Source organism: Lyngbya aestuarii BL J, from assembly GCF_000478195.2.
In the GTDB taxonomy this organism is placed as follows: domain Bacteria; phylum Cyanobacteriota; class Cyanobacteriia; order Cyanobacteriales; family Microcoleaceae; genus Capilliphycus; species Capilliphycus aestuarii.
The window spans coordinates 1-20350 of record NZ_AUZM01000008.1 but is presented as its reverse complement, the minus strand read 5'-3'; the positions used below and the strand labels follow the sequence as shown (position 1 = coordinate 20350).

At 39.4% G+C, this 20350-nt stretch carries 25 protein-coding genes and 1 pseudogene; 20 read left to right on the top strand and 6 right to left on the bottom strand.

Features of this window, described 5'->3' with window-relative positions; genetic code table 11:
• Nucleotides 1-40 precede the first annotated feature (40 nt).
• Together M595_RS05325 and M595_RS32115 are read right to left on the bottom strand one after the other, a co-directional pair.
• Entirely contained in the window at nucleotides 41-2308 is a 2268-nt protein-coding gene (locus M595_RS05325; protein WP_023065070.1) for a caspase family protein, read from the bottom strand.
• Nucleotides 2309-2418: 110 nt separating this feature from the next.
• Nucleotides 2419-3419, bottom strand: a pseudogene (locus M595_RS32115) (CHAT domain-containing protein).
• Nucleotides 3420-4909: 1490 nt separating this feature from the next.
• Here M595_RS32115 and M595_RS05310 point away from each other — a divergent pair.
• The 3 genes from M595_RS05310 (at nucleotide 4910) to M595_RS05300 (ending at nucleotide 6593) form a co-directional block, all read left to right on the top strand.
• Nucleotides 4910-5179, top strand: coding sequence for a hypothetical protein (locus M595_RS05310; protein WP_023065064.1), 270 nt, complete (start codon nucleotides 4910-4912; stop codon nucleotides 5177-5179).
• A gap of 401 nt (nucleotides 5180-5580) precedes the next feature.
• Entirely contained in the window at nucleotides 5581-5940 is a 360-nt protein-coding gene (locus M595_RS05305; protein WP_023065130.1) for an ASCH domain-containing protein, read from the top strand.
• A gap of 320 nt (nucleotides 5941-6260) precedes the next feature.
• Nucleotides 6261-6593 carry a hypothetical protein gene (locus tag M595_RS05300; protein WP_040483626.1) on the top strand — a complete coding sequence of 111 codons (333 nt, stop codon included), beginning with the start codon at nucleotides 6261-6263 and terminating at the stop codon, nucleotides 6591-6593.
• Between the two features lie 237 nt (nucleotides 6594-6830).
• Here the strand turns inward: M595_RS05300 and M595_RS05295 are convergent, their stop codons facing one another.
• From M595_RS05295 to M595_RS05285, 3 genes are all read right to left on the bottom strand, one after another.
• A complete protein-coding gene (locus tag M595_RS05295; protein WP_023065074.1) occupies nucleotides 6831-7340 on the bottom strand; it encodes an HU family DNA-binding protein in 510 nt (169 codons plus the stop codon).
• Nucleotides 7341-7412: 72 nt separating this feature from the next.
• The gene (locus M595_RS32110) at nucleotides 7413-10082 is read right to left on the bottom strand and encodes a hypothetical protein (RefSeq protein ID WP_040483625.1); all 2670 of its coding nucleotides are present in this window, start codon (nucleotides 10080-10082) and stop codon (nucleotides 7413-7415) included.
• 104 nt (nucleotides 10083-10186) lie between these two features.
• On the bottom strand, nucleotides 10187-11509 hold the full coding sequence (locus M595_RS05285; RefSeq protein ID WP_023065109.1) for a hypothetical protein: 1323 nt from the start codon (nucleotides 11507-11509) through the stop codon (nucleotides 10187-10189).
• A 450-nt stretch (nucleotides 11510-11959) separates the two neighbouring features.
• Between M595_RS05285 and M595_RS05280 the strand changes: the two genes are divergently transcribed.
• Nucleotides 11960-12382 carry a hypothetical protein gene (locus M595_RS05280; RefSeq protein ID WP_023065037.1) on the top strand — a complete coding sequence of 141 codons (423 nt, stop codon included), beginning with the start codon at nucleotides 11960-11962 and terminating at the stop codon, nucleotides 12380-12382.
• 210 nt (nucleotides 12383-12592) lie between these two features.
• Complete coding sequence (locus M595_RS05275; RefSeq protein WP_023065055.1) at nucleotides 12593-12889, top strand: hypothetical protein; 297 nt, start codon at nucleotides 12593-12595, stop codon at nucleotides 12887-12889.
• Between the two features lie 57 nt (nucleotides 12890-12946).
• On the opposite strand, the gene M595_RS30025 is transcribed toward M595_RS05275, so the two are convergent.
• Entirely contained in the window at nucleotides 12947-14299 is a 1353-nt protein-coding gene (locus M595_RS30025) for a glycosyl hydrolase 108 family protein (protein ID WP_023065075.1), read from the bottom strand.
• Between the two features lie 75 nt (nucleotides 14300-14374).
• Between M595_RS30025 and M595_RS05265 the strand changes: the two genes are divergently transcribed.
• The 15 genes from M595_RS05265 to M595_RS05205 form a co-directional block, all read left to right on the top strand.
• Entirely contained in the window at nucleotides 14375-14731 is a 357-nt protein-coding gene (locus M595_RS05265; RefSeq protein WP_083492779.1) for a hypothetical protein, read from the top strand.
• An 80-nt stretch (nucleotides 14732-14811) separates the two neighbouring features.
• Nucleotides 14812-15114, top strand: a complete 303-nt coding sequence (locus M595_RS05260) for a hypothetical protein (RefSeq protein ID WP_023065033.1) — start codon at nucleotides 14812-14814, stop codon at nucleotides 15112-15114.
• Nucleotides 15115-15305: 191 nt separating this feature from the next.
• Nucleotides 15306-15563 (top strand): hypothetical protein, encoded by a 258-nt coding sequence (locus M595_RS05255; protein ID WP_023065021.1) that lies wholly within the window; start codon nucleotides 15306-15308, stop codon nucleotides 15561-15563.
• 9 nt (nucleotides 15564-15572) lie between these two features.
• A complete protein-coding gene (locus M595_RS05250) occupies nucleotides 15573-15788 on the top strand; it encodes a hypothetical protein (protein ID WP_023065045.1) in 216 nt (71 codons plus the stop codon).
• Nucleotides 15789-15895: 107 nt separating this feature from the next.
• Nucleotides 15896-16093: a hypothetical protein gene (locus M595_RS05245; RefSeq protein WP_040483623.1), complete on the top strand. Its 198-nt coding sequence runs from the start codon at nucleotides 15896-15898 to the stop codon at nucleotides 16091-16093.
• Nucleotides 16094-16151: 58 nt separating this feature from the next.
• On the top strand, nucleotides 16152-16376 hold the full coding sequence (locus tag M595_RS05240) for a hypothetical protein (RefSeq protein WP_023065072.1): 225 nt from the start codon (nucleotides 16152-16154) through the stop codon (nucleotides 16374-16376).
• Nucleotides 16377-16501: 125 nt separating this feature from the next.
• Nucleotides 16502-16837, top strand: coding sequence for a hypothetical protein (locus M595_RS05235; protein ID WP_023065143.1), 336 nt, complete (start codon nucleotides 16502-16504; stop codon nucleotides 16835-16837).
• Between the two features lie 100 nt (nucleotides 16838-16937).
• Complete coding sequence (locus M595_RS05230; RefSeq protein WP_023065117.1) at nucleotides 16938-17447, top strand: hypothetical protein; 510 nt, start codon at nucleotides 16938-16940, stop codon at nucleotides 17445-17447.
• A gap of 97 nt (nucleotides 17448-17544) precedes the next feature.
• Nucleotides 17545-17979, top strand: a complete 435-nt coding sequence (locus M595_RS05225; protein ID WP_023065104.1) for a hypothetical protein — start codon at nucleotides 17545-17547, stop codon at nucleotides 17977-17979.
• 108 nt (nucleotides 17980-18087) lie between these two features.
• On the top strand, nucleotides 18088-18234 hold the full coding sequence (locus tag M595_RS31015) for a hypothetical protein (protein WP_023065027.1): 147 nt from the start codon (nucleotides 18088-18090) through the stop codon (nucleotides 18232-18234).
• Nucleotides 18235-18311: 77 nt separating this feature from the next.
• Complete coding sequence (locus M595_RS05220; protein ID WP_023065129.1) at nucleotides 18312-18644, top strand: DUF5674 family protein; 333 nt, start codon at nucleotides 18312-18314, stop codon at nucleotides 18642-18644.
• 1 nt (nucleotide 18645) lies between these two features.
• The gene (locus M595_RS05215; RefSeq protein WP_023065031.1) at nucleotides 18646-18993 is read left to right on the top strand and encodes a hypothetical protein; all 348 of its coding nucleotides are present in this window, start codon (nucleotides 18646-18648) and stop codon (nucleotides 18991-18993) included.
• Between the two features lie 109 nt (nucleotides 18994-19102).
• On the top strand, nucleotides 19103-19642 hold the full coding sequence (locus M595_RS05210) for a hypothetical protein (RefSeq protein ID WP_023065096.1): 540 nt from the start codon (nucleotides 19103-19105) through the stop codon (nucleotides 19640-19642).
• 98 nt (nucleotides 19643-19740) lie between these two features.
• A complete protein-coding gene (locus tag M595_RS31010) occupies nucleotides 19741-19899 on the top strand; it encodes a hypothetical protein (RefSeq protein WP_161809803.1) in 159 nt (52 codons plus the stop codon).
• A gap of 86 nt (nucleotides 19900-19985) precedes the next feature.
• The coding region (locus M595_RS05205) for an SLOG family protein (protein WP_023065138.1) at nucleotides 19986-20350 on the top strand (365 nt) is incomplete at its 3' end.

The following is a 20350-nucleotide window of genomic DNA, read 5'->3' as shown; positions in this document are numbered from 1 at the left end:
TTTCCTCCAGTTGAATACTTTATAGTATAATTCATCCAAATCAAGCCACCACTTCAAGGACAGCCGAAAGTACCGCCATTGTGGAAGTTTGATAGGGAATCGTTCCTTGTCCAGACTCATCAGTTCCTTGTCGAAATCCACCATCGACACTGCGTTTTAGTTCTGTTAAATCTCCTAATAAACTATCAATTACCCCCAAAGATTCATCTCCTCGAATACCTTCCAACCGACCCCGAGATTGTCCGCGACTGGCTGCAATTTGTTGTAAGGCTTTGAGGGTGTTTCGTAGGGGTTCTTGACTCGCTAAAATCAGAATTTCTGGAAAACCTGATGTTCCTGTTAGTTCCAGAGATTCTCCAGGAGGAGGCAATTCTTTTACCTCTCCTGCACTGAATAAAGATTCTTCTTCAGGCGCATCCCAATTTGTTGGGTGGAACGTATTCATATCTCCTTGGGCGCTAATTAATAAAATCGCTAGATAAAGATCCTGATTACTTTCATTATTGACTTGAACTTTTAACTGAGTTTCCGAACGAAATTGAACCGGAATGTTTGCGGTTTTAACCTCATCAATTCCTCGACTCGCAACTTGCAATACTTGACCTCCTCCAGATACTTCGGCTTTAACTTTCAGCGTTGAACCTTGACCCGCATTCAACAATTGTCCTAAAATCTGATTAACTAATAACCGTTGAAATCTCGGCTTTAATCGATTAATCGCATTCACAATCGGTTCATCTAAACGACCAAAAGACTGACTCTCTGGAGTTAAATCGGCTTGAAACAGCCCAACACTACTCACGGCTGGAAGTTCAAGGTCGGGATTGATTTCACTTTGTTGCTGTTGATGTTCTTCGGTAAATCGTCCTAAGAAATATCCACTTTCTGAGAGTTGATTTTGAGGAAATAATTCAATTCTTCGATTGGATTCTAATTCGGCCTGTGCCGTTGCTAAATCGGCTCCTAACGATTCATCTAAAGCCAGTTCAAGCTTAGGATTTGCTGGAATTCCAACAATTTTTTCTCGTAATAGCCGACCCACTTTAATCGCTGATGAGTCTCCGGAGGTTTGTTTCCCCCTTCCAAATAACCCCTCAACCCGAGAGTTTTGTTGAATTTCTGCAACCACTTTTCCGGACTCATCTAATACTGAATAGACCGCTCCTTCCCCCGAAGTTTTCAGGTTTTGTGATGCCACACCCCCCAACCAAAACTCTATCGTTTCTCCTTTGACGGTTGTAATTACTGCTTCAGACGCAGGAGTTTTTAAGTCTAGAAAAAATAACGGCTCTTGCTTAAAATCACTTCCGGCTTGATATTCAAATGTTGGGAGTTGCTGTCTGATTGTGGATTCTTTTGCAGTCGCTAAACTGTTTGTACTCCGCTTCAGATTGACATAGATTGCTTCCACAGGTTGCTCGGAGGTCAGTTGCCAGAGATAACGGGTTAATAAATAAGTAAAGACTCCGGCATGAAAGCCTTCAAATAGAGCATCAATTGCCAGTTGATTTCGTTGAGCAGAACCCAAAGCAATTCCTTTAGCAATTCCCGTTTGTCGCCGTTTGAGAAATTCATCATCAGACCAATTCAACTCGGCGATCAGTTCTTTTTGTAGCTCTAATTCACTCGAACTCGGTACTAAGATTTGTTCGCTCCCAACCTGCCGACGTGCAGCCCGAACCACAACATTTCCTCGCGTTCCTGCACCCGAATGGCAGCTATCTAATATCATTGTAAATTTCTCGGTCTGAAGCAAGCTTGTCAACAAAAATAAGGTTTGTCCCATAATGTGGGAGACTTCTACTTCTGATGCTTCTATGTTTACAGGCGCGGCGTTTTGAGGTACAATTGTGCCATTGAAGCTACAGTCTCCGGCTAGACGACAAGCTTCTATATTTAATGGAGATGGGTCTTGAATGCGATCGCCATGACCGGAATAATGAAACACCACAACATCATTAGGTTTGGCTTGTTTAATTAAGTGTTCTCGAAAGGCTTTGATAATATTTTCACGGGTCGGTTTCATGTCCGAATTATCAGATACAATTTTAATATCGTCCGATTTAAACCCAAAGCGATGAATAAGTAAATTTTTCTGTAACTCCACATCAGTAAGACAACCATTTAATTGATTGGCTCCTTGATATTCATTAATTCCCACTAACAATGCTAATTTACGGGGTGTACTTTGAGCAAGAACTCGACCATAACCCTCTGCACCTCGAAAAAAATCCAGTTGACTTAGACCTAGTGTCGCCAGAGTCGATCCGGCGAATTGTAGGAAATGACGGCGTTTGAGTTGAGACATCGCTCCTCCGATACAACCACAAAATTTTAACTGTGTTATCACTTAAAATCTATTTTGAGGAAGTATAAGCTTATGCAATCGTTTTCTTAAAATCTTGTCAAATTGGTTTTCTACAAGCCGTTTCCAATTAATATAAACGCCGCCCAATAATAAGGATGGCTGAGAGTATTTATCACATTATTAATCGGCAATCCGGTTCTGGCATCGAGTTGAATAAATCCACCATCTCCCGTTCGTTCATCATTTTCTGTTGCGGTTTGACTCTCATTGAGAAAACTTAATTGGGCAAATTGTAACGCTTCGGCTTTGGTTTTTCCATCGTATAAATGGCGGTAAAATTGTTGCATGAGTTGACTGGTCGCCGGGTCGTTAACCAGCCACAAAGAAGCCATTACCGCACTCGCACGTCCGGCTTGGAGGAAATAAGAACTAATTCCGGCAATTTCAATCCCCTCCGCATCCGGCCCCCCAACGCCGTTTCACAGGCCGATAACACCACCAAATGAACATCTTTTAACTCCGAACCGATACTATTAATTTCGGGAATGGTGAGGCGTTCTCCCGTTCCTAAAAGCAGAAAAGAATCTTCAGGAACTCCCGGTTCAAACTTACCATGAGTCGCAATATGTAGAATACGATGACCGGAAACATTTTGAGCGAGAATATCGAAAGTAAAAGCTTGATTGAGGTATTTTTGACCCCGATAAATTCCTTCCAAGTCCCTTTCATCGCTGCGAACAATTTTATTCAATTCTATTTCAACATTCGGCAACGGGTCAAACTCGGCAACCCCATCGGAGAGTCCCAACCCCAACACCGAGTTTTCTTCAATACCGGGAGAAAGTTTATCGTTCATATCGGTTAATTGGGCTGACAAAATCGAATGAATGGTGTAACGTTGAATCAGATATTGTTCGCCATCGTGCAATGCCGCCATCGGAATATAACGAGTCACCCGATCTTGAGCAAAAACTAACCGTTCAATCTGATTTTCTCTCAGTTCGGACTCTATCGGTTGAATTAACCATTGATAAAGTTGTTGAGCGGTCGCCTGTAATTCCTGTAGATTTGAATTGGGATTATCTAACAGCGCTCGAAATTTGACCACCATGTTTCCTAACTGTTGCTGACTGACGGAAATCTCTTTGCTTCCCGCCACATTTCCCGCAGTTGTCCACAGTATCCAGAGTTTATCTTCTAACACCAAAGGATAGATTAACACGGTTCCCGGTTGGGCTTCCACAATCGCTCGTGCAGTTTCATTCAGATAACGCGGATCATAGAAAGTATCATCAGTTTGGCGATTTTCTCGAATAACGGCGATCGCATTTATCACCTCAGAGTAGCGGTACAGGGGAATATCTGTTGTTTTTACCGAGCCGTATCCCGCAACCCAGTTTTGGCCATCCCAGTGTTGCTGAAAAATCTGCTTCTTCCCTTGTCCGTCGTCGATTCTGACCACGCGGATTAACGGGTTCCCCTGACGGTCGGGATAGTTAAAATAGCTGGTCTTTTTCTCCCTGGGTGATTTCTTCGGCGGTAACGGTCGAGAACCTGCGGTGAGGATATCCTTGATTTTCTGAGTGTCTCCACAATTCCAGCAGTTATATTTCCCTGTCGTGGAGTTGATGGATAGGTTGTGGCCATTGCAGGCTGGGCAGATATATTTCCCTTTCTTTTTGGCTGGAGTGAGCTTGTCGATGTGGTCGTTGATGTTGAATTTGTTGGAGGGAAACATTAAATGCTGCCTCCATTGTTAAGATTTAATTCGGTTGCAATCTCAATCAAATTGGTTGTAAAGCTGGTTTGGTAAGGCTTGAGAATATTCTGTAAACCATTAAGGCAATGATTTAGTAAGCCTGACTGCTTCGAGGCGTAATCTTGACGTGTTATGATTCTCATTGGTTTTTTTGATTTTATGTCAAGTAAGTATTAATTTACTTATGACAGCCCGACCTACTGCGCACGGCAAATGCCAAGCTTCTCAGTATGTGGGGTATTTTTTTGTTTAAGCAACTAATACTTACTTGACATAAATAATCAACATCTAAAGTGAACATCTACTGCACTTGGCTTAAATTTGACCTATTCTCTACTAAGAGAATCTCTAAAAGGGAAGCAGTTTATAGCCGAATCCCACAAGTTGCAACCTTAGAATCATATATAAAAATTTAAGTTTTATCAAGATTCATTCCTCCCGAGAACCTAAGAAAATCTTGATTGAAGGGTCTGACCCCTTTACCATAAAGTCAAACACAGTATTTGGATTATTTCTTACTAATAAAAATTGATATTTATTAGAAAAAAATTAGCTGAAATACCACCACATCGCAATAATCAGTAATCCTGCCATTCAAAATGAACCAGCAAATGCCCGTCTAAGTAAATTATTTGCAGTCTACAATCGTCGCTCTTCTTGCAAACCTCTATGCTCCTGCCGGAAACCGCCGGGCTGCAAGGCAAGCGCTCTTTCAATCTGACCACTCAACCCAGAAGCACCGAAACCGTTCTATGTTAAGAAAAATTAACAAGGACTGAAACTTTAACTTTTCGCAGCCCAACTCAATATTAAAATATCAGAGTACATAATTTGCTACTGCTATGAGTTTAGAAAATCCCTCCAAAAATAATCCATTAGAAGTTCAAAGTTATCCTCCAGAAAATCTGAATTCTTCTACCCACAAAAAAATTGACCGATTTTGTTATAGATTAATCGTAAGTAGTTTGTCTGGAGCGATTTTAACAGCTTTAGTTGGTGGTTTAATTTTGAGTATTTTAAATAAACCTATTCCCGAATTATTGATTGTGATTGGCTCCAATGCGATTGGTGCAGTCTCAGGCTTGCTAGCGCCTTCTCCCGATGAAAGGTAATTTGTATTAATCATTGAGACAAGGATTCCCCAGTTTTAATAAAATTATTTGAGCTGCTTCTTCTGTGATTAGAATAGTAAACTATAATATCTTTAATAATTTGTCTAAACTGTTCATGCCGATGAAGAACCCAACCGCAATCAGTGCATAACGAAGCATCTAAACCAGCTATTTTGTAGGGTTTTTTGCATACATCACATTTTGCTAAATCTTCAGACTTAATCCAGCTTTGCAACTTTAATAAATGCTTGGAGGCTTGGGGTGGCATAAAGTTAATATAATTTTTTTATATTTTACAGGAAAATAACGTAAAGTTAATTTACAAAATTTAGGCAATGGTCTTGAGGGTTCTACCGCTTTTCTCCATTGATTATTTATAATTTAGGAGACCTAAGAAAATCATGGTTGCTTTAAGTTTTTCTGTGTTTAAGCAGAAACTTCTTTCTGGCGAGAAGACACAGACTGTAAGAACTCCTCGAAAAAGTCCAATTAAAGTAGGATGCAAACTTCAAATTTATTGGAAACAGAGAAGTCCAACTCAATCTCAAAAGTTGTTTGATGCAGAATGTACTAAAATTCAATCAATCTTAATAGACTCCCAGCAAAGAGTTTATCTTGATAACACAATTCTTTCTGCTGAGGAAGTAGAACATTTTTCTCAATTAGATGGCTTTGATAATTCTGAAGACTTTTTTGATTATCTTGGAGAGTTTGAAGGTGTAGTTATTCACTGGAAAAGACTAGCTGAACTGCGGAAATAAAACGACAAATCCCCTAGCTGATTAGTTGGGGGATTATTTTATTTACCTAGTCAACAATCTAACAAACATTGTAAAATTGAAAGTGCGTTGAATAACTATGGATAAGCGAATGGTTGAATCAATTTATTGGGAATGTTATTGTCGATTTTCGATATTTTACTACAATTTTTTCTGCGGGTTTTTAACAATTAAGAATGCTTTTGACTGTTGGAGAAAAGTAGTTTCAGGTAGACATGACAAACGCTTTAATCCTTCAATAAATAGGATTAATCTACCGCTTTTTGGATTTAGTTCTTATTAATTGTAGAAAAGGAAAGCAAATGACAATTTACTTAGCAGCTTATAAACCAGAGCAAATTACTTGCATGGGAAGCAATGCTTATTTCCGAGGATTCGTTGAAGCTGTGTTTACTCTTTCCAAGCATGAATCAATTTTTTTACTCGATAAACTTTGGACTGACGAAATTGATATCAACTGGGAAGATTGCAACTTACTCAAACAAGCCTTGAAAGACATCTCTGAGACTGAATTAAGTTCCATTAAATCTCCTGAAATTGACAATCTGGGTAAAATGTACGTTGAAACTCGGAAATCACTCATTGAATTATTTGAGTATGCGAACGCGCAAGAAATAAACATCGGTTCAGTTTAATTATCAGGGGGCTTTATGCCCCTTCTTACAAACTAAGTCTCGCCGGAAACCACCAGGCCGCAAGGCAAGCGCTTCTTTAATAAATTCAAGAAAATGTCAACGCGCTCTTTGGATAACTTGTAGACTATCGTTCAGGGGTCTTTTTTTTATAATTAGAAATAAAAAATCTCTGTAGTTAAACAGAGAATTCCATTAAAGTTAAGTTCCGACTAAGCGCTGATAAGGCAAAGAATTCAATTAAGCAGCTTGAAGCAAATAACTTAACTCAGCAATATCCGATGCCGCTTTCCAACTCTCTTGTCCTTCAGTCCAAATGAGAGTATCAGGGGTAATTTTACCTTTTAACTCTGACTGTAAAGCCATCTCAGTTTTACCATCAGGTTTGGCAATATGCCAGGTTTTAGAAGGAATAGGAGGAACAGGAGGAACAGGAGGAACAGGAGGTGGAGTTTGAGGAGATTTAGATGCAGACGAGGAATCGGTTGTATCCTGAATCATTTTCTCAAAGCTGTCATAGAATCTAAACTTGGGTTTAGTTTTTGCTTTAGCGATTATTGACTCTCCTGTGCGAGGATTACGGGATTGTCGTTCGGGTAGTTCTTTGCGGTAAAATACGCCAAAGTCAGAAATTTTCACTTCATTGCCTGAGCGAAGTTCTAGCTGAACAAACGCGCGCAAAGAATCGAGAACGGCTTCTACAGTGGCTTCGGAAAATCCCGTTGAATTTTGAATATAAGTTGTATCCATGCTGGTTGGTGGCGATTACAATCATTTTCAAGGTTTAATTTTGATTGTATCAGTTTTATTGAAATTTGTTGATTATTTGGAATCCAGAAAGTCTTTAATTTGTTCGTCACTCATCGATAAATCAAAGAGATAAACTCTAGTTGTTTTATCTTCGGGTGAATGATTTCTTGGATATCGATCATTCTCAAAGGCTGTGCTGTAAATTTTCATCCGACGACTCCATCCTGGCAAAACATAGGCAGCAGATTTATCCCCAATTAACCCCAAGTGATGAAAACCCAATTGTTTGGTAGCTTTATCCCATTTCATCTCCAGACCCAGATATTTCTTTCCATTAAATTGATAGAAATAGCAACGGACATCAACTTCCTGTCCCCGCCAGGGCGCTCGTCGGGGAGTAGCCCAACTTCCGTGTTGCGCTGCATAACAATTAATCACCAAAGCTTCGGGTAAATTTGTGTTGTTCAATTGAGCAATAATTTCATCAGGAAACAACAAGAATACTAATCCGGCAGTGCCCGTGTGAGCAGTATGAGAAACCCTCCAATATGCTGCGGCCCAAGAAATTGCGGTGAACAATTTGGACTCCCCACCTTCAACTTTGCCAGTAATTTTGAGATATTCATCCCGTCGCAACCGGGAATTTTCGGCAACCAGCTTGATAAAGCGGTCATCGCCATCGTTTTCGTTGCGGTACCCAATAGCTTTCCCCATTTCTTCCCGATATAAATCTCGGTGTTCGGTTGCTAACTTCATCTGGTAGGGGTCAACCACCACATCGCGAAACAGAACCTCTTTGTAAATTTGAGGGGTGCTGTCGCTTTTCAAATCAGGACTTCTCCAATAAGAGTTCACTAGGTTGATAATGTGGGTAACGGTATCGTTTAAATGGGGGTTGGTTAGACAGGGGCGGGTAAAATAGCAATCATCAGTTTTCAGGTCAGCCAACCACATAACATCTGTTTCGGTTTCATCCAAAAACTTCTTAACCGCATCCAAACCTTCAATATTGTTCGGATAAGCAGATTTCAAACTATCGACAGCCACCTGCAACTCTTGGGAGAGAAAATCGATAATTCTCCTGAACCCTTCGCCGGGGATAGATAAAACAATATGTTCGGCACCGCTTGCCCTAGCCCTTGCCAGCATCGATGCTACAACGCCAGTTAGGTCGTTCATTGAGTGGATAGCGATTTGTTGGAAACTCCCAGTTAGGGGGACTTTGGGGAATTTCTTCACGGAAGGCGGTTTGTTAAAGTTGGCGATCGCCTCCGCCACATTTGGATAAGTTGATGCTGTAATCAATTGCACAAAATCCCCATCGGTATCGCGGCCCAGTTCAAGGAGAAGTTCTCGGGTGGCAGCCAGAACGCCAGGGTCATCTCGGAACATCCCCTCATGGGTGTTATTCCAGAGTTGAATATCGCCCCAGTGTCTCATCGGGTTGCAGAAAACAATATATTTACGATTGCCCAGAAAGGATTTGGAACAGAAAGTTTTAGGACTATATTTCCAAGTTTCATCCGGCATCTTAATTTGATACCGTTCAAAATATTGGTCAGGCATACACATCACGGAGTAGAATCTTACCCCGGCAGCTTTAGCAAGGTTTTTCCACATTTGCTGACACCGTTCCTTCACCTTTTTGACAATATAAGGATGAAGCAATAACAAGCCATTTCTATCGGCTTTGATAACATTCACTGCGATGTTGGCATATTCCGCCTCAGCATCGGGATTATCCTCTAAATCAGCCAATTCAAGTTCAGCTTCCCTAAGCTCTACCCTCATAATTTCGGCGAGGTTCTGGATTGAATCAAAAGCGGCTGCTAAATTTTGACATTTCTCATGGAGTCGAGTAATAATTCCATCTTGTTCTAGGGTTTCAAAATCAAACCATTGCCAAATCATCCAACCGGGTTTTGCCCGCCGTTCTTCAGCCTCAAAGACAACCCCAATCACAATTTTCCCTTCATGGTTTCCCAAACTGGGTTTGTTGCCCTTCAAAGAAGATAGGGGAATAACAAGGTCAAATTCAGTGTCATCCAACTTAGGATTATGGGAAATAGTACCCTTGCCAACCCATTCGTTTCTTAACGATGCCCTAAATTGAACTGCGATTGGATTTGGAATTTCGGGAGGTAAAGTCTCGTTGTTTTCCTCGTTTTTTCCATCAGGATTATAAGGAGATGTTGGATAGGCTTCGAGGAGTGCCATAAGTTGGCTGCTGGCTTTTGCATGGGAGTCGCCCGTGTCCCAGTGAGTTTGATTTACGGGGTCATCCTGCGGGTTTCCTGTTGTTGTTCGGTGTTCGTCGTCAACAACAATATAATTCATCTGTTGGTAGAACATTCGGTTGCATCCGGTGTGAAGGATCGAACCGTAGATTATCCGTTTCCAATCTTCTCCGTAATAGGGTGAACCAATTGTAGCTTTTTGGGTGAAGGTAAATCTTCCATGCGTTCTACTGTTTGAAGCCAAGTCTAGGAAGAATGCAAAGTCTGAATTTCTAGGTTTAAAAGAATTAAGCTTTTTAGGATTTTTCTCGTTCTTATTTATTTCCCCAATGCAAAAAACCTTTGTTGGATGCAAGGCTGCTAACATTGTGTTTCTGAGAACCACACGGGGGCCTTTTGAGAATCGTCGTTCGGAACATTTCCACACAATCCAACTGGCAACGGTATCCAGCCGTCCTTTCTCTCCCTCACGGTCATATCTAAAGTTTTCAAATGTTATTGGCATTTGGATTTCTCCTTAGTAAATTATTGATTTGACCCACTCTCTTACGAACTTTGCTCTCGCCGGAAACCGCGCCCGCCGCAAGTTCGCGCTGCTAGGAATCACATTTAATCTTCATCAAACTCATCCAAGAAGGGTTTGAGAGAATTCCAAAGCATTTCTATTTGGGTTTCGTCTGTGATAGGAACAGGGGTGTACAAGTCAGTGTAATCGGTGCAGAAGTTGGGAGAATCTCCTTCTCGTTTAACAAAAAGTAAAACTCGTTGATAGCTACGTCCCGCTTCATTGAGAAATTTATCAACTAACTCTCCCAAATAAGCCCGGGTTTCTCCTTCGTTTCCTTCCAACACCATTGAAAATCCAAAATCGGGAGCCAGCTCGGGAGCTTTGATTCCAAAGATATAAATTAAATTGCCAAGTTTGGTGGATTTAGAATGATGTAAAGCAGCAATAATAAGGATTGAAATTACTGCAATAATGGCAAAATAAGGGAATAAAGTTGCCCATGCTCCCGCAAATAAACTTCCCGATGAACTAACAGCAGCAGGTAGAGATAAATTCTTTAAAGCACCAGCAGCCAAATAGCGACAACCTCTAGCTCCTGATAAATTAAGGGCTTTGCAAACAACTGATGTAACGGTATAACTTAGTGCTTCTATTATTGAACCAACTTGAAACAAAGACAAGAACCAAGTAGCTAATTGTTGAACTACTCCCACCACATCAAAAATATTAACTGCACTTCTGGGACTAACAGAAGCTAGATAATTGTCAAAATCAAAGCTTGGTGTTTCTCCAATTGGAGTGTTATCCAGTGGATTTAGAGAATTAAGAAGCTTCCTTAACCTCGATAATTGATTTCGTAATCTCCCTTCTTCTCTACCTGAAGCATTGTCCGCTAAAATTCTTATTGTATTAATATTTTCTTCAATAAATGGCAATCCAAACTCATCTTGAAATTGTAAAATTTGAGTACGAGCCGTCTCCTTAATATTCCCAAATTGTTGTAAAAATTGTTGCTGAAGGGATTGAAAATTTTGGTTAAGAAAGGGAACATCAAGAGTTTCGTTCCAAGTTTCAACAGCTCTAGAATAAGCAATAACTTCGTTATCTGATGGTAAATCTCGACTTAAAATTTGATTTCCCCATCCAGTCGGGTTGGTTCGAGTTTTGGAATTGACAGCCCGATTAATCCCATAGCAAGTTTCCAGAGTCAAAAGACTTGCTTTAACAGAAATATTGGGCATTGATAAAGCTAATTCAGCAAAGGCGCGGAATTCTTCTATTGAAGCCAATCCCGAAATTATTGGTGATGTTGCACCACCTACTAAACTAGAGAGTTCGGGAGGAACTTTGAGAACATCTTTTCCCAACCACAACCCATCTTGAATTCGGTTTTTTAAAATTGAATAACTTAAACTTAAAGGCATCGTTCGCTTTGCTTAACCTCCATTTTTGGTGTTGGTATTATCTCCTCATTTAGCGCGCGTAATCACTTGATAGGTTCTGTGAATTCCTCGGAAAAATGGACTAGGATTGGTTGCAAAATTCTCAAGGGTTGAAGGCGCGAAAATTAATAACTTTTTCAAAATATTTCCCATTTTTATTAACTACCTGACACCCAGTAAAAGAACAGGAGATGGCAAATTTCTTTTTGTGGTACTCAATGTTCAGCTAATTTTTTAACATAAATTAAACAAAATTCCCGGTTTTTTACATCTACTTTTCTCTAGTTTATCATTAAAAAACATAGATTGAATAGAAAAGCAACTTAAGTGAAAACTGCCGTTAGACGGAGATGATATTTTGACGTGCCGGATACTTTCAGCGCATGAAACTTGCATCTCCACTAAATATTTGGTCAGGTTCTTCTGAGATGAATGGTTTGGGTGCCGCTCTCACTCTCTTACGAACTTTGCTCTCGCCGGAAACCGCGCCCGCCGCAAGTTCGCGCTAACCCAACTGAGTTAAGCTTTAAGAAAGGCAAAATTAAGCATCACTCTCTTACGAACTTTGCTCTCGACGGAAACCGCCGGGCCGCAAGTTCGCGCTATCCCGTTGTATTTAACAACCAAAGTTTTGTTGATGCTGAAGCTGTTTATCAAGCCTACAAAACCGGGTATATTGAACCAGATAAGCAAATAATGACCGCAGTTATTAAAGCCAAATTGGAACAACATCCACAGTTGTTATCTGCCATCACCTTTAGGGGTGGAGTTGCGAGGACAGCGAAACTTGCAGCCATATTGTTGGAGTTCAAAATAGCCGTTGGGAAGGTGTTGGTCGCAACAGTAACTTTATAGCTTGCTTAATTGAAGCTTATACTAAAGTAATTGCTGACATTCCATTTTAGCCCGAATCAATAAACCTTGCAGTAGAGTATTCTATTGTGGGGTTTAATTTTATCAAGGGATACCACACCCAAAAAAATCATTAGTTTAAATGAAAACAAAGTTATAATTATTTGCTATCGCTATTAGTAGTTTGAGTTATTGTACAATTGAGGTTAAAAAATGACAATCCGAATTCCATCCAAATTTGGTTTGAAGGTTAAGCCTGATAATAAACCCCGACTTAGTATTTCGGAACGTTTGAAAGCACGGTCTAAGAAATATAATGATGACTGTACCAACATTAAACCGCATTTAGGGAATTTGTTTCAATATTATCGGCATGATTGTACTATTTTCTTACCCGACAAGAACTTAGGCCGATTTGGAGTGATGGTTTATTGCTGTCGCACAGATTATTATGACCGAGATTTGTTTGAAAAATACGAGCAAGTTGGACAAATCTTAGCACAAATTTAGATGGTTGTTAGATGTTAGAAAATTTCTGTGAACACGGAAACTCTAACATCTAATTTTTTATTTGGAAACAAAGTGAACCCAAAATTTCCCGTCTGGGATGCAGGTTTTTTTAATTAACCCGTAGGAATAATGTAAATAAGCTCCCGTTAAATCAGTTCGATATCCGGTAGAGAACCATTCCCCATAGGGGTCGTGAACAATCAAACCATCTTCGTCATATCCAACCGCAACAATAATATGACCAAAGCTTGTAAAATATCCGTGAATTATACAGGGATTATCCTCTGCAATCCAATCTTTTACCTGTTCAATAAGAGCATATTCAGTGAACTTATCTTGGCAACCATAATCCCGAATTACTTGCGCCAAATGGTAAGAATTTTGACGAGAATAGCCCCCATCTAAACAATACTGATACAACTCATCCTCAAATTGAGTAAACCTAGAATATTGGGGATTACGCCCGGCTTTGAAATATTCGAGGCACATGGCGACGCTGGTAACGTTGCAGGCTCCGGTTGGGTTATAGAAGTTATCCGTTTGACTTTTATACGAAATATTTAATTGAACTTTTTTCTTGGATTTTGGAATAATCAAGTCTGAACCAGAAATTAAATCATCAGGAGATTCATAAACTTGGCAATGTTCCTCAAAAATATACCAGATTGGTTTTCCTTTAAAAGGTTCATCCTCATCATTAACGTAAACTCTAACGTGCTTTCTAATTCGTTCGTAACAGTTGATTGAAAATACTCTGGGTGAGGAAACTTGAACTTTCTCAAAATCTGATAACTCTGTTGATTGAATAGGCTTCAACTTAATGACTGTTGGTTTAATGATTCTTAAACTCAAGGTTGTATTAAGATTAGAAACCAATTCAAGTAAGTCATTATCCCGATTTAGCCAGCCTTCTAGAAAAACTTCCTGATCTGGTTTTTCCTGAACTCGTTGATGTCGATACTGAATTCTTCCTTGACAATACTTGAGGGCAATTTTCTGGAAATCACTGACGGTTTTAATATCGCTCAATTTGCCAAACACCAGATTTTTTAAGTTGTCTTGAGTTGTAGAAATATTAAGAGACTCAGCTAAAAATTGAATGGAACCCCACAACCCAAAGTTAACCGCCGTATCAAAATGTACGATTGCTAGCGGTAAAATTATGCGATCGCATTCTGCTTTCAACCAGCATTCTTCAAAGTAAAATTGTTCGGCTTCCTGCTTCGATATTTTAGAAACACAATCAAATTTTCTGCCCTTCCAAGTAGAATAAGAAGTTTGAGTAATTCCAAAATTAGTTAATCCTCCCTGGTCAGCCAAATGGTTAGATAAACCTCCCTCCCATTTTAGGGTAAATTCAAGGGATTTTCTAAAATTATTGGAGTTAATTGAAGTGATTTGTGAAGTCATTAGCTATATAAAAAGAAGCGATAATCTATTTTAGACTACCGCTTGATTTTTGTGATGTTTTGGTTTGTTTTGCACATGATTACTAATTCTATCAAATTTGCAGGAATTTCAGGTAAAATTTTAAAATCTTCACCCCATGGAAATTTTCAAGTTGTTCAACTCAGTAAGCGTGTCATTATTTGTGGAACGTTCAGCAACAAGTTTAACTGGTCTGAAATTCCAGAACACCAATCTGGATTTGAAAGCTTTATCACCTATATCGGCTGCAAGTCTAAAACTGAATATCCCAAACTCAAGAATATTATTCAAACCCTCGATGGTCACTGTGAAGAACTCCGCCAAGCTAAACGTAGTCTCGACTTTCCCCTAGAGTTTAAAGTTCGTGAACTAACTCCTGAATCAGTTAAGAGATTGGTAAAGTCTCTGAAATAATATCCCGGTAGCAAGCTAATAGCGTTATTTGTTAAATAGCAGATAATGTTATTGGCTATTTTACGATTGATATTTTGTTAATGGGCGATGGTTCCGAGATTTGCAAGATTGGGAAAGCCGGGGCGGATGCGCGAACGGGGAAACTGGAAATTATCTGGACTGTCGGCGGTCTGGAATATTGGTTTTGCTGCGCGAAGGTTAAACCCGGAGTTTGGGAATACGACTTTGGAGAAAGGGCGGAGAATAGCGGGATTCCCTATTTGATGGTTGCCCCGGATTGGTTAAAGATTTCAAGGGGAATTGAATGGGCGTTTCGGCGGGGGTATCTCACCCAAAGTCAGGTGATGAAATCGGGATGCTATCCAAATTTAATTTTCAAGTAATTTCCCTACCGTCTTTTGGGGTTGAATCATTACCTATTGCTTTGCTTTAAGCTTTTAATGTTGACCAATTAGGGTTGGCATTGAAGGCTCTTTTTTATTGTCTACCGCTATCTTGTTTTGATGCAATGTTTACCTTTGAGAACAAACCTATTGGCAATCAAAGGCTTTTCTTATTAACTTGAGGTAGAAAAATGAACAAAACTCAAATTAGCACCAAATCTTCTGAACAGCTTGTAAAATATTTTTGCACAGCAATTAGTACCCAACATTGGAATCTTAATTTCTTTCGGTTTTGTGAAGTTGTTGGGATTGAACCGGGAGAAGAAGATTCTGGACAACGCCTTTATGCTTTTGAAAAGTTTAAGCAATTTAGCGAAGCTACTTCTGCATTGAATACCCTCGGAACTGATTTTCTTAAAGCTCTTGTTGAAGATTATTACAATAAATAGGAAAAGAAGATGAATAATTCAGAGCAAAAATGGGCTGAACTTGGTCAGCTTATGAGGGATTTGGGGCTTTCAATTGATGATGTAATGTTTACTTTGAAAAAGCATTACACCAATGACGAAACTATGGATTTTTGGAGAGCCAATCACGACCTTTTGGACGGGGTTGAACAGTGGAATTTCGACTATTCCGATATGGGATATCGCGATGAACTCCCTCGCTGTTAATTGTTTTTAGTTTTAAATCGGGTAAACAATTTAGTCTCCAATAGGAGGCTTTTTTATTTGAAGATTACCTACCGTTTAATGATTTTGGTTTTTTTTGAGGAAAAATAATGGAAGTAGTATCCAGTTTCTACATAACTCAATTTAAGTATATCACCACAGTAATGAAAGATGCAGAAATTCCATTTAAAACAGAGAGATTTATGAATGGGAATACTCAAGCATTTAATTTATTGGTAGATGCGGAGAACCTGGAAATAGCCAGAAAACTTGCTATACAAGTTGAATTTAGCATTAGCAATAACTAACTAGGTATCCATAAATTTAGCCTCCAAATGGGGGCTTTCTTTCTGTAAACTAAAATAAATGAAAAAGCAACCCAACTTTATTCAATTAGAGTTACCATTATTCCCGAAATTCAAGAAACGCCAAAAGGTAAAAATCATTGGACTAGACTTAACGGGAAAGATTGACTATCGGGGAATGACGGGGATTGTATTTGGAATATTCTCAGATGGGGTGTTAGTTTATTTTCCGGGTTTAACAATTCGTTTTGCTCGGTATTCAATTTGGGAAATTGACAAAATATGATAACAGCTATGAATGGCAAAAAAACCGGATTTATTAGGTCTAAAATCTATATTAGTCTTGTTTTTTACAGACTTTGCTGATCGAGGGCTATCGCCAAAAGTAAATGATGTTTTTGGTATTTTCTCATGATTTCTATTCCTTCTAAGTCTGACAAACAGAAATCTCTTTTGTTGGATTCTTTGCGGATTCTTTCTTGGACTGTCTATAAGTCTGAAAATAAGAATGAGAAACTCAAAGCGCTTGAACTCTATAAAGTCTTTGAGAAAGAATGGTTAGAACATGAAGTCCACGAAATGACTCTGCCGGAGTTGAAAGAGTTCGTTAAAGAACTTGAGTATACTGAGAAAGAACTTCGTGAGATTCGCGAGAAATATTATCAAAATAAACCTCAGAATTCCAGTGCATCAGGTAATAGTCAGCAATACCAAGAAACTGCTGAAACCGACGAGCCTATGTACTAATTAAACACGGAAACTCCTAGCAATAGGGGTTTCTTTTTTTATAGATAGTTAAGAGAAAGCTATCGCACAAGGGAAGTGATGTTTTTAGATTATTAAGTAAATGGAAAATACTCTCCTCAGCACAACCATTCATCTTTATTCCGAAGATATGATTGACTATTGGAATATGGAGTTGACCGCAGACTTGGATGACATTGATTGGAATGGCATTGAACTTATTGGATTTCGATATCTCATGATTGGGAATAATCGCCCAGAGAAAGTGAAGGAGTATAATTTCTTTAAGTGGAACAAATCTGCTCAAGAACTCCGGCAACTTATCTGGGAAGGGGTGAAACTTCGCCCCTGGGATTGGTATAATTCTATCTCTCCAAAACTTCCCGCCCATAAACGTTTAGCCCTAGAATTATATAATTTCGCACTACAGGATAATCAACTCGATGTCCCAACCGTGATTGTATATGAAGAAGGCTATCAACAACACGCTGAGGTAATCTTGAGAGCGACTAGCTTTGTGAAGAAACTCCTTACCGAACTCAAGCCTTATGAATTTGATATGATTGGGCGGAATCAAGTGTTGAGAAAGTATAAAATGCCGATTGATAAATAGTTGATTAAACATAAATAAGTCTTTATTTGAGGCTTATTTTTTTACCCATCCTCATAAACTACCGCTCTCAGAAGATGATGTTTCTAAAATTAAGACAATGAAAGTTGTAATTTCTGGTTCTCGGTCTATTCAATCTCTTAATGCTGAAGCGCGAACTTGCGGCCCGGCGGTTTCCGGCGAGAGCAAAGTTCGTAAGAGAATGAAATCTCGGATTGACAAAGTTATCGAATTAAATGCTGAAATCTTCATTGGTGATGCTTATGGAATTGATAGTTTGGTTCAAGCCTATCTCTATAAGCGCGAACTTGCGGCCCGGCGGTTTCCGTCGAGAGCAAAGTTCGTAAGAGAGAAAGACTATCATAAAGTTACAGTTTGGTATTCTCGCATTCTCAGAAATAATATTGGAAATTGGAAGACTGTTAACGTTCCCGGTGGATATACAAAGCGGGATATCGCCATGCACTCTCAGGCTGATTATGGTTTAGCAATTTGGGATGGTAAGTCTCGGGAAAACGAAATATTGAACAGATGAAAGGCAAAGTTAGAGTCATTCAATAACCCAATTAATTAAGCCCAGGCACTAGCTTGGGTTTATTTTTTTCTACCGCTTCATTTTATTGATGTTTCTTGGTTATTTGATATGAATGAAGGTCAATGGATTGAAGTTGGTGGTATTCCCCGATTTATTCCTGATAATTCTCTCTCACCCGAAGAAGTCGAAGAATCAGAAGAAATGTTGGAAGGGGAACTGCTGATTAATTTAAGCGAGGAATATCTGGAATTCTAAGCAAATTCAACTCGTCATCACCCTCGTAAAATCGGGGGTTTTTTCAACCTGAATTTATTTATTGATGAAACAAGACCATGATTTACTTAATCACACAACCTGCAACAAAAGAACAAATTGAACGAATGGTAGAAACTTTGGGATACATTAAACTTGCAGTAGATATTGAGCAGGGCATTTTGGCTGGTGGTGGTGAACTTCATGCTGATTGTGAAGCGCTATTATTAAGTTCAGGATGTCAGCAGGTTAACATTTGGGGCGCAGACTGGTATCCGGCTAGTCAGAGGATTGAATACGAGTCCCTAATCAATATCCGCCCTCGCCAAAACAACCGTTCAATGACTATTCAAGATCCCATAATTCGAGCTTCAGTTGCTAAGATTATTCAAGGTTTATTAGCGAACAAATAAAATGAGAAATTGGGAATCTTTAAAACAGCGGTATTTACAGGACGATTTACCGATTCGGTTGGGAAATTTGGCTTCTAACTTGGCTCGGATTAAATCTCAGAGTTTGTTTGAGGTTAATTACGGTTTGGTAGAAAATTTGCTGATTGAAAGTAAGTTTTTTATTGAATGGACGGCAGCCGAAGCCGAAGTAGAAATAGCCGCTGAGTTAGTACAATTGCAAATTCAACTTTCTCAATGGGAATCCCGGCTCAGTCAGCTTTGGACTGATATTGACGAGCGCCAGAAATTATCGGAAGCTTCAGGTCTTTGGTCGGACAAGGTATTAGATTGGTCGGGTTTGTTGGCTTGATATTTACAAAAGATACTTGTGGGAATTTAAAGTAAGCTTCCGGGGAACTGGAAGCTTATTTTTTGGGGAGCTACCGCAGAAAAGGAATGATATTTTGAGGTAATCTGCCATGACCCATAAGTTAGGATTTCCGACTGACTTCAAGCGAATCAATCAAGTTCAAAATAGTAACGCCCTGAGAGATTGGTGTCGGAGCATGAAACATAAACTGGTTGCTGATGTCAGTAACTATGCGAAGGGCCGTTATCGGTTGTGGCTTTTCCATGAGGTATACTTCAGAAACGGCAAGCTGACCAAAAGTTATTTTGACGAGAGAATCTGGAACTTTAGTCAACGAGTTTATCCAGATTGTAATATCGGTTTGTTGACTTTTGGAGGCAACTTTGATAACGGTAAGATTAGTGATGGAAGAATCAACTTACATCGAGACCATACCTATGCAAAACCTAAAGCAATATCTGTAAACTTAGGCGAAGCTGTGTTTAGTTATGGCGAACCGAACCCAACCGATTATCTTTTGAAAGATGGCGATATCCTTCAGTTTAACTGTAAAGTCCTTCATGGAGTTAAACAAATTAAATCAGCAGAACGGTTTAGTTTGGTATTTTGGCAGTTGAACGAACAGAAAGGTTATCGGAGTTTGATTTAGATAGCCTGATTCATTAGAAGCTTCCCAACCGGGAAGTTTTTTTTATTCGGATTTTCATAAACTTACCAGCTAATCTTATTGGTTTTTTCTTCAAAATTATGAAACACTTCTACTTGTTTTTTACCCGGTACATAGCCCTAAATCAGCATCGCTTTCTGGGATGGAACTTGATTCATATCAAGCCAATTAACCTGACTATTTGGTGGCGTTGGTCTGATTGGAAAACGGATATAAAACGAATTTACTTCGACGAATAACCGTTGAGTTCTCAAGCCTTCCCAACCGGGGAGGTTTTTTTATTTTCTACCGCTTCCTTGTCTTGCTTTATAGTTTATCAGTTTAAATGAAAACAGCATTTATTACGGGACATCGAAGGATAAATTCCCCTCTTGTTCACCAGGGTCTTGAACAATTAACTAACTTTGCTATCGAGAGAGGCTGTACTACTTTTCTCACTGGCATGGCATTGGGAACCGACCAACTTGCAGCCGAGGTTTGGGTAGCTCGCCAGCTAACTTGGAAAGCTATTATTCCTTGTCAAGACCAATCCGCACTCTGGCCGAGAGCGAACCAACTTCATTATCTAATTCTCCTTACAAAAGCTGAGGAAGTTAAAGTTCTTTACCCCCAATATAAACGGGGAGTTATGCAAGCTCGAAATCAATTTCTGGTTAAAAATTCCCAACTTGGACTGGCGGTTTGGGATGG

Coding starts and splice junctions, on each gene's coding strand:
- M595_RS05325 (WP_023065070.1), bottom strand. CDS start 2,308: ATGTCTCAACTCAAACGCCGTCATTTCCTACAATTCGCCGGATCGACT.
- M595_RS05310 (WP_023065064.1), top strand. CDS start 4,910: ATGAGTTTAGAAAATCCCTCCAAAAATAATCCATTAGAAGTTCAAAGT.
- M595_RS05305 (WP_023065130.1), top strand. CDS start 5,581: ATGGTTGCTTTAAGTTTTTCTGTGTTTAAGCAGAAACTTCTTTCTGGC.
- M595_RS05300 (WP_040483626.1), top strand. CDS start 6,261: ATGACAATTTACTTAGCAGCTTATAAACCAGAGCAAATTACTTGCATG.
- M595_RS05295 (WP_023065074.1), bottom strand. CDS start 7,340: ATGGATACAACTTATATTCAAAATTCAACGGGATTTTCCGAAGCCACT.
- M595_RS32110 (WP_040483625.1), bottom strand. CDS start 10,082: ATGCCAATAACATTTGAAAACTTTAGATATGACCGTGAGGGAGAGAAA.
- M595_RS05285 (WP_023065109.1), bottom strand. CDS start 11,509: ATGCCTTTAAGTTTAAGTTATTCAATTTTAAAAAACCGAATTCAAGAT.
- M595_RS05280 (WP_023065037.1), top strand. CDS start 11,960: ATGGTTTGGGTGCCGCTCTCACTCTCTTACGAACTTTGCTCTCGCCGG.
- M595_RS05275 (WP_023065055.1), top strand. CDS start 12,593: ATGACAATCCGAATTCCATCCAAATTTGGTTTGAAGGTTAAGCCTGAT.
- M595_RS30025 (WP_023065075.1), bottom strand. CDS start 14,299: ATGACTTCACAAATCACTTCAATTAACTCCAATAATTTTAGAAAATCC.
- M595_RS05265 (WP_083492779.1), top strand. CDS start 14,375: ATGATTACTAATTCTATCAAATTTGCAGGAATTTCAGGTAAAATTTTA.
- M595_RS05260 (WP_023065033.1), top strand. CDS start 14,812: ATGGGCGATGGTTCCGAGATTTGCAAGATTGGGAAAGCCGGGGCGGAT.
- M595_RS05255 (WP_023065021.1), top strand. CDS start 15,306: ATGAACAAAACTCAAATTAGCACCAAATCTTCTGAACAGCTTGTAAAA.
- M595_RS05250 (WP_023065045.1), top strand. CDS start 15,573: ATGAATAATTCAGAGCAAAAATGGGCTGAACTTGGTCAGCTTATGAGG.
- M595_RS05245 (WP_040483623.1), top strand. CDS start 15,896: ATGGAAGTAGTATCCAGTTTCTACATAACTCAATTTAAGTATATCACC.
- M595_RS05240 (WP_023065072.1), top strand. CDS start 16,152: ATGAAAAAGCAACCCAACTTTATTCAATTAGAGTTACCATTATTCCCG.
- M595_RS05235 (WP_023065143.1), top strand. CDS start 16,502: ATGATTTCTATTCCTTCTAAGTCTGACAAACAGAAATCTCTTTTGTTG.
- M595_RS05230 (WP_023065117.1), top strand. CDS start 16,938: ATGGAAAATACTCTCCTCAGCACAACCATTCATCTTTATTCCGAAGAT.
- M595_RS05225 (WP_023065104.1), top strand. CDS start 17,545: ATGAAAGTTGTAATTTCTGGTTCTCGGTCTATTCAATCTCTTAATGCT.
- M595_RS31015 (WP_023065027.1), top strand. CDS start 18,088: ATGAATGAAGGTCAATGGATTGAAGTTGGTGGTATTCCCCGATTTATT.
- M595_RS05220 (WP_023065129.1), top strand. CDS start 18,312: ATGATTTACTTAATCACACAACCTGCAACAAAAGAACAAATTGAACGA.
- M595_RS05215 (WP_023065031.1), top strand. CDS start 18,646: ATGAGAAATTGGGAATCTTTAAAACAGCGGTATTTACAGGACGATTTA.
- M595_RS05210 (WP_023065096.1), top strand. CDS start 19,103: ATGACCCATAAGTTAGGATTTCCGACTGACTTCAAGCGAATCAATCAA.
- M595_RS31010 (WP_161809803.1), top strand. CDS start 19,741: ATGAAACACTTCTACTTGTTTTTTACCCGGTACATAGCCCTAAATCAG.